Here is a 5926-nt window from a genome sequence, read left to right as displayed (position 1 = left end):
GAAAAGAAAAACAACATCGTACGTAATATTGCAATTGGGGTAGCTGTCGGTGCAGCTGTAACAATGATAAAGAAGAGCAACCGTGATAAAGTAGCTTATAACGTTCGCAAAGCGAAAACAAAAATGATTGAAATCGGCGAAAAAGCTCCATTGAAGAGTCGCGTGATGGAAGGTGTACAGGCAGTCGGCACAAAGGGCCGCGAATTGGCGGACTTAACTGCAATGAAGCAAAGAGTAGGTGAATTGACGGACTTAACTGCAATGAAGCAAAGAGTAGGTGAATTGACGGACTTAACTGCAATGAAGCAAAGAGTAGGTGAATTGACGGACTTGACTGCAATGAAGCAAAAAGTAGGTGAATTTAAGAAATTAACACCTGCAGTCGTGGAAACGTTAAAAGAAACTCGCGATATTTTCAATAAGAAAAAGCAGGAGCTAAAGAAACAGAACGAATTGCAGACAGAAGAGACGCAAGAGCTGCAAGCAGCAGCGCCTGGCACGGAAGAATTGAAGCATGAAGCAGAGGCGATTGTGGCAGAAGATGGCGGCATGGCGGAAGCGCGTGAGCTGATGATGAATCATCCGGCAGAAGAGAAAACGGAAGAGCTTGTATCGGATAAAAAGGATGAACCAAAAAACGAAGCATTGGTTGGCGATAAGAACGAGAAAGAAGACAAGAAGGAGAAAAAGCAAACCGTATAAGTAGGTGAAACGTATGTTTTCCAGCAAGATTGTCAGCAGCACGGGCGTATTTTTACGGGATTTGTATAAGCGGACAATAAGTGATGATTTGGCGGGTCTGGCTTCCCAGCTCGCCTATTTTTTTCTATTGTCCTTATTCCCAGCGTTGGTGTTTTTCATTACGATGGTCGGGTATCTTCCGATTCATACACAAGATCTATTGGGATTTTTAGAGGAGTATGTACCGCCTGATGCGATGGACTTAATTCGGTCTAATGTGAACAATGTGCTTAATCAGCAAAACGGCGGCTTGCTGTCCTTCGGTCTATTGGCAACATTATGGTCAGCATCGAACGGGATCAATGCCATTATGATGGCCTTCAACCGAGCGTACGATATCAAAGAAACACGCCCGTTTTACATGACGAGAGCGCTTTCGATCGTGTTAACGATATCCATGATTTTCATTATTGTATTTGCTCTTCTTCTTCCTGTATTCGGGAAGGTAATCGGTACCATTGTCTTCAAGACACTCGGTCTGCCACCAGATTTATGGGAGAAATGGAAGATCTTTCGTTTGTTTTTAAGCTTTCTTGTTCTATTCATCGTATTCTCATACTTGTATAAATTTGCTCCCAATTGTAGAGTGCATCCCAAGGAAGTAGTATCTGGTGCGTTGTTTGCGTCGATAGGATGGGTTTTAGTATCATACTTATTCGCATTTTATGTAGATAACTACGGCAATTACTCAAATACATACGGGGGTTTGGGCGGGATCATTATTTTGATGCTGTGGTTCTATTTAACCGCTTGGGTAATTCTTCTTGGAGGAGAAATTAATGCCCTGTTAAATTGTTACAGAACGAGCGGAAAAGATTCCCGTAATAAAGCGGATTAGCTCTTCCCATACTATAGGTGTAACTACTTCACACCAAGGAGGGCTACATCATGAGCAAAAACCGACATGGCAACAGCAAAAACGATAAAAACCAAAGTAAACAGCGCAGCAGCTCTCAGCCAAAGCATAAAACAAGCAGCAGCGCTAACGGACATAACGATTATCATTAATAAGAAAGGGTTCCCGTTTTCGGGAACCCTTTTGGCATTGTACGGCACCTTGCCGGCTTCGCTTTTCTTGATGTCTAGCTCCGCCGGCTAGGTGCTGCCACCAGAGAACCTCCCCCACACAAAGGCAAAAAGCGCCTTTGAGGGGTGAGACCCTCTGGTTCTGCACCTAAACGAGCCGGCTTCGCTTTTCTTATTCATTCGCTTTTAATAAGCGAAGTCCGTTCAAGATGACTAAAATGGTGCTTCCTTCGTGTCCGATGACACCAAATGGCAATGCCAGGAACTGCAGGAAGTTGGAGCAAATGAGCAGCATAATTACCGCTAAAGAAAATACTACATTTTGTTTCACAATCGCATTCATACGCTTGGATAAACGAATCGCTTGTGCCAGACGGAACAGTTCGTTTTTCATCAGAACGACGTCTGCTGTCTCTAGCGCTACGTCTGTTCCTTCTCCCATCGCAATGCCGACGCTTGCGGTTGCAAGAGCCGGGGCATCGTTAATGCCGTCTCCGACCATTGCTACCGTGTTATATTTCAACTTCAATTCCTTGACTGTTTCAACTTTCGTTTCCGGCAGGCAGGAAGCATAATATTCGGAGATTCCGCTCTCCATCGCAATAGATTTGGCTGTTTGCTCGTTATCTCCTGTAATCATAATGGTTTTGACACCTAAACGGTTCAATTCTCTAATTGCATTCACAGACTCTTGGCGAAGCACATCTTTTAAAGCAATGAGTCCAAGAATGCCTTTGTTATCACTTATATATACGATTGTTTTGCCTTGATCTGCAAGCTGTGAAGAAATACCGCCAGCAAATGTGGCAGCTTCTTCGCCGACAAAATCCGGCTTGCCGATTTTATATTCTGTTCCATCCAGCGTTCCTTTTAAACCGAAACCTGTCACATCCTCCACTTTTTCCGGCTTGCTTAGCAGGACGTTATATGTTGCCTTGGCGTATTTCACAACAGCTTCCGCGAGCGGATGAGTGGATTGATTTTCAATAGATGCCATAATATGAAGCATTTCGGCTTTTGTTATGCCGTCTCGTACATAAACATCTGTGACAACCGGCTTGCCCTGTGTTAACGTACCTGTTTTATCAAAGGCAATTGCTTTAAGAGAAGATAGCCGCTCCAGATGAATACCGCCTTTGAATAAAATACCGTGACGTGCACCGTTCGAAATGGCGGATAGTGTTGCGGGCGTAATGGATGCGACGAGTGCGCACGGTGATGCCACTACCAGCAGAATCATCGCGCGGTATAGTGTTTCATTCCAGCTCCATCCCAACGTAAAGTGCGGGATGAACATCATAAGTGCGACAATAATGAGAACGGCTTTTACATACGTTCCTTCGAATTTTTCGATAAACAACTGAGAGGGTGATTTTTCGCTTTGCGCATTTTGAACAAGACGAATGATTTTTTGGAACAGAGTTTGGTCACTATGTTTTGTAATTTTTACTTCGATGGCGCCGCGCATATTCACTGTTCCGGCAAAGACTTCGTCGCCATATTTCTTTTCATTTGGTACAGGCTCACCCGTGATGGCTGATTCATCCACGTTTGTTTCACCCTGCACGATCATGCCGTCTGCCGGGATGCGTTCGCCTGGTTTTACAAGAATGATATCGTTTATGAAAAGAGCCTGCACCGGGACGCGTTCCTCATGGCCGTCTGAAATACGAAGCGCTTCTTCCGGCTGTAAATCAAGAAGAGCGGAGATTTCCTTTTGGCTTTTGCTCATCGTATAGGACTCCATGGCGCCGCTTAGAGCGAAAATAAAAATGAGAATGGCGCCTTCTGCCCAATATCCGATAATGGCGGAACCGACCGCCGCGAAAATCATAAGCATTTCGACGTTCAATTCTTTCTCTTCAATGGTATCCTCAATGCCTTCTTTGGCTTTTGCATAGCCGCCGATTAGAAATGCCAATACGTAAAACGTGACAGAAGCCCCGCCGTAGTTTCCTTTATCGAGTAACCAGCCTGTCAGAATGAAAACACCTGAAGCAATTGCAAAAACCAGTTCATAATGCTTGCGGAATGCTTCTATAATAGAAGACGATTCGTTTTGTGTGTCTCTTTGTACAAATGAATTTGCTTGCGAATTCATTATTTTCTCTCCCTTCCTGTATTCTCATTGAGAAAAAGAATCAAAATCGGTACCCCTATAAAATGACGAAAGCTGCCATCCAATCGGATAGCAGCAAGTACATGTAGATGAATAGGGTAACTAACCCATGTATTATATGCCTTATTATACCATATGTTTACACCGTAGGAAATAAAATTGCCTGTATGCAAAAATCAATTTTATTGAGTTTCCTGTATGGGAATGGTATAACTGATTAATGTTCAAAAGAACATTAAGAAGGGAAGACAGACAGTGAATACACAACGATTTTTTACGCATCCCTTTGGAGTTTTGGCTTCTGCCTTATTCGCAACATTTCTTTGGGGCAGCGCGTTTCCATTTATTAAGTTAAGCTATGCGGCACTGAACATTGGACCTCAGGAAATCGGAGAGCAAATGCTGTTTGCGGGGTACCGCTTTTTTCTTGCAGGACTTATCATTGTTCTCTTTTTTACGCTGCTTGGCAAGAAAATGACGTTTCAGCCGCAAACGGTCGGTACAGTCGTGAAGATCGGTTTGTTCCAAACATTTTTACAGTACGTTTGCTTTTACATCGGTTTGAGCTATAGCACAGGTATCCAAGGTGCCATTATTTCCGGCTCTTCGTCCTTTTTCCAAATTTTAATTGCCCACTTCTATTATAAAGATGACGGATTGAACGTGCGGAAAGCTGTCGGACTGCTAATTGGTTTCACAGGTGTTGTAATTGTTAACTTAACAAAAGGCCATCTTGAGCTGAATTTTGGCATCGGCGAATTTTTACTGCTGATGGCAGCATTTATTTATTCGTACGGCAACATCCTGGCAAAAGAGGGAAGCCGTACAATCGAGGTCGGCTATTTGACTGCCTATCAAATGATTTTCGGATCGCTTGGACTGCTTGTTCTTGGGATTGTACAAGTAGGCGCTATGCCGTTTTCCTTTGATTTAAATACGATGCTTATGCTATTATATCTATCATTTTTATCTGCAGCCGGCTTCTTGGTGTGGAATACGGTCATGAAGTACAACAAGGTCGGAAAAGTGTCTATGTATATGTTCTTGATTCCGGTGTTCGGTGTTATGCTTTCAAGTTTGATTCTAGGAGAAGAAATTCATTCTCTTGTTCTTGTCGGCTTAGCGTGTGTAGCGGCAGGAATCGTGATTGTGAACCGGACGCCGCGAGAAAAGGCGGTACAAGTGAAGAAGATTTCGTAAGGGAAGGAGCTCTTTGCAGGGCTTCTTTTTTTGAAAGATAATTATAAAATTCCGGGCTAATCGCAAAAGGGATTGCAAAGGAAAACGTATTGCCCGTACAATTGAAGTTAGAATATTCTTTCGAATTCCTTCTTTTGATCTGCTCCTACTCATAAAATGTAAAAGCATAACGTTACAGTAAGACATAATGAGAGGAAGAGAATCGTGAAGAAAAAGAGTTGTCTGCGTGATTGGATAGAGTCTTTTGGGATTGCAGTGATCATTATTTTTCTACTAAAGGCTTTTGTATTTTTTCCGACAAAGGTAGAAGGGGCTTCCATGCAGCCGACACTATTTGAGGGCGACAAGGTGATTGTAAGTAAAATCGTAACTTACACGCACTTGTACAGCAGAGGGGATATTATCATTTTAAAAACAGACGCTTCCTATGTAAAGCGTATTATCGGACTTCCGGGAGACCTTATTGAGATGCGGGAGGACGCATTGTATGTGAACGGGAGCGTACAAGCAGAGCCGTATTTAGAGAGGAATCAAAAGAAAGCGCATCATCTTATGATGAATTTCACTGAAAACTTCGGTCCTCTTACAGTGCCGGACGGAAAAGTATTTGTGATGGGAGATAACCGTCTTCAGAGCCGTGACAGCCGCAATGGCCTTGGGCTAATTGAGAAGAAGAATATAGTCGGGAAGGTGGAACTGGTATATTACCCGTTTAAAGAAATTAAACGAACGAAGTGAGGATATTTATATACAAGTGAATAAAAAAACTGTCTTTTTATAGTGGGGAGAGATCATCCGGCGACGTGCAGAAGCGGTCAAACCCTTGTAGTGGCCCATGCA

The 5926-nt window shown here is 43.2% G+C and carries 4 protein-coding genes and 2 pseudogenes; 5 read left to right on the top strand and 1 reads right to left on the bottom strand.

Annotated elements, in window-relative coordinates; all coding sequences use genetic code 11:
• The 3 genes and pseudogenes from H540_RS35670 to H540_RS0121150 form a co-directional block, all read left to right on the top strand.
• Nucleotides 1-210: pseudogene (locus H540_RS35670) on the top strand (hypothetical protein); the annotation flags it as partial.
• Nucleotides 211-342: 132 nt separating this feature from the next.
• Nucleotides 343-702, top strand: a pseudogene (locus tag H540_RS35665) (DUF4075 domain-containing protein); the annotation flags it as partial.
• Between the two features lie 4 nt (nt 703-706).
• Entirely contained in the window at nt 707-1579 is an 873-nt protein-coding gene (locus tag H540_RS0121150; RefSeq protein ID WP_028402280.1) for a YihY/virulence factor BrkB family protein, read from the top strand.
• A 360-nt stretch (nt 1580-1939) separates the two neighbouring features.
• Here H540_RS0121150 and H540_RS0121140 read toward each other — a convergent pair whose 3' ends face one another.
• Nucleotides 1940-3868, bottom strand: coding sequence for a heavy metal translocating P-type ATPase (locus H540_RS0121140; protein WP_028402278.1), 1929 nt, complete (start codon nt 3866-3868; stop codon nt 1940-1942).
• 273 nt (nt 3869-4141) lie between these two features.
• Between H540_RS0121140 and H540_RS0121135 the strand changes: the two genes are divergently transcribed.
• The gene (locus tag H540_RS0121135) at nt 4142-5086 is read left to right on the top strand and encodes a DMT family transporter (RefSeq protein ID WP_028402277.1); all 945 of its coding nucleotides are present in this window, start codon (nt 4142-4144) and stop codon (nt 5084-5086) included.
• Nucleotides 5087-5287: 201 nt separating this feature from the next.
• The gene (lepB, locus tag H540_RS0121130) at nt 5288-5824 is read left to right on the top strand and encodes a signal peptidase I (protein ID WP_028402276.1); all 537 of its coding nucleotides are present in this window, start codon (nt 5288-5290) and stop codon (nt 5822-5824) included.
• Nucleotides 5825-5926: the final 102 nt, after the last annotated feature.

Source organism: Ectobacillus panaciterrae DSM 19096 (assembly GCF_000430785.1).
Taxonomy (GTDB): Bacteria; Bacillota; Bacilli; order Bacillales; family Bacillaceae_G; genus Ectobacillus; species Ectobacillus panaciterrae.
The sequence above is the reverse complement of the archived record's forward strand: the minus strand, read 5'-3'. Positions and strand labels throughout refer to the sequence as shown.

Coding starts and splice junctions, on each gene's coding strand:
- H540_RS0121140 (WP_028402278.1), bottom strand. CDS start 3,868: ATGAATTCGCAAGCAAATTCATTTGTACAAAGAGACACACAAAACGAA.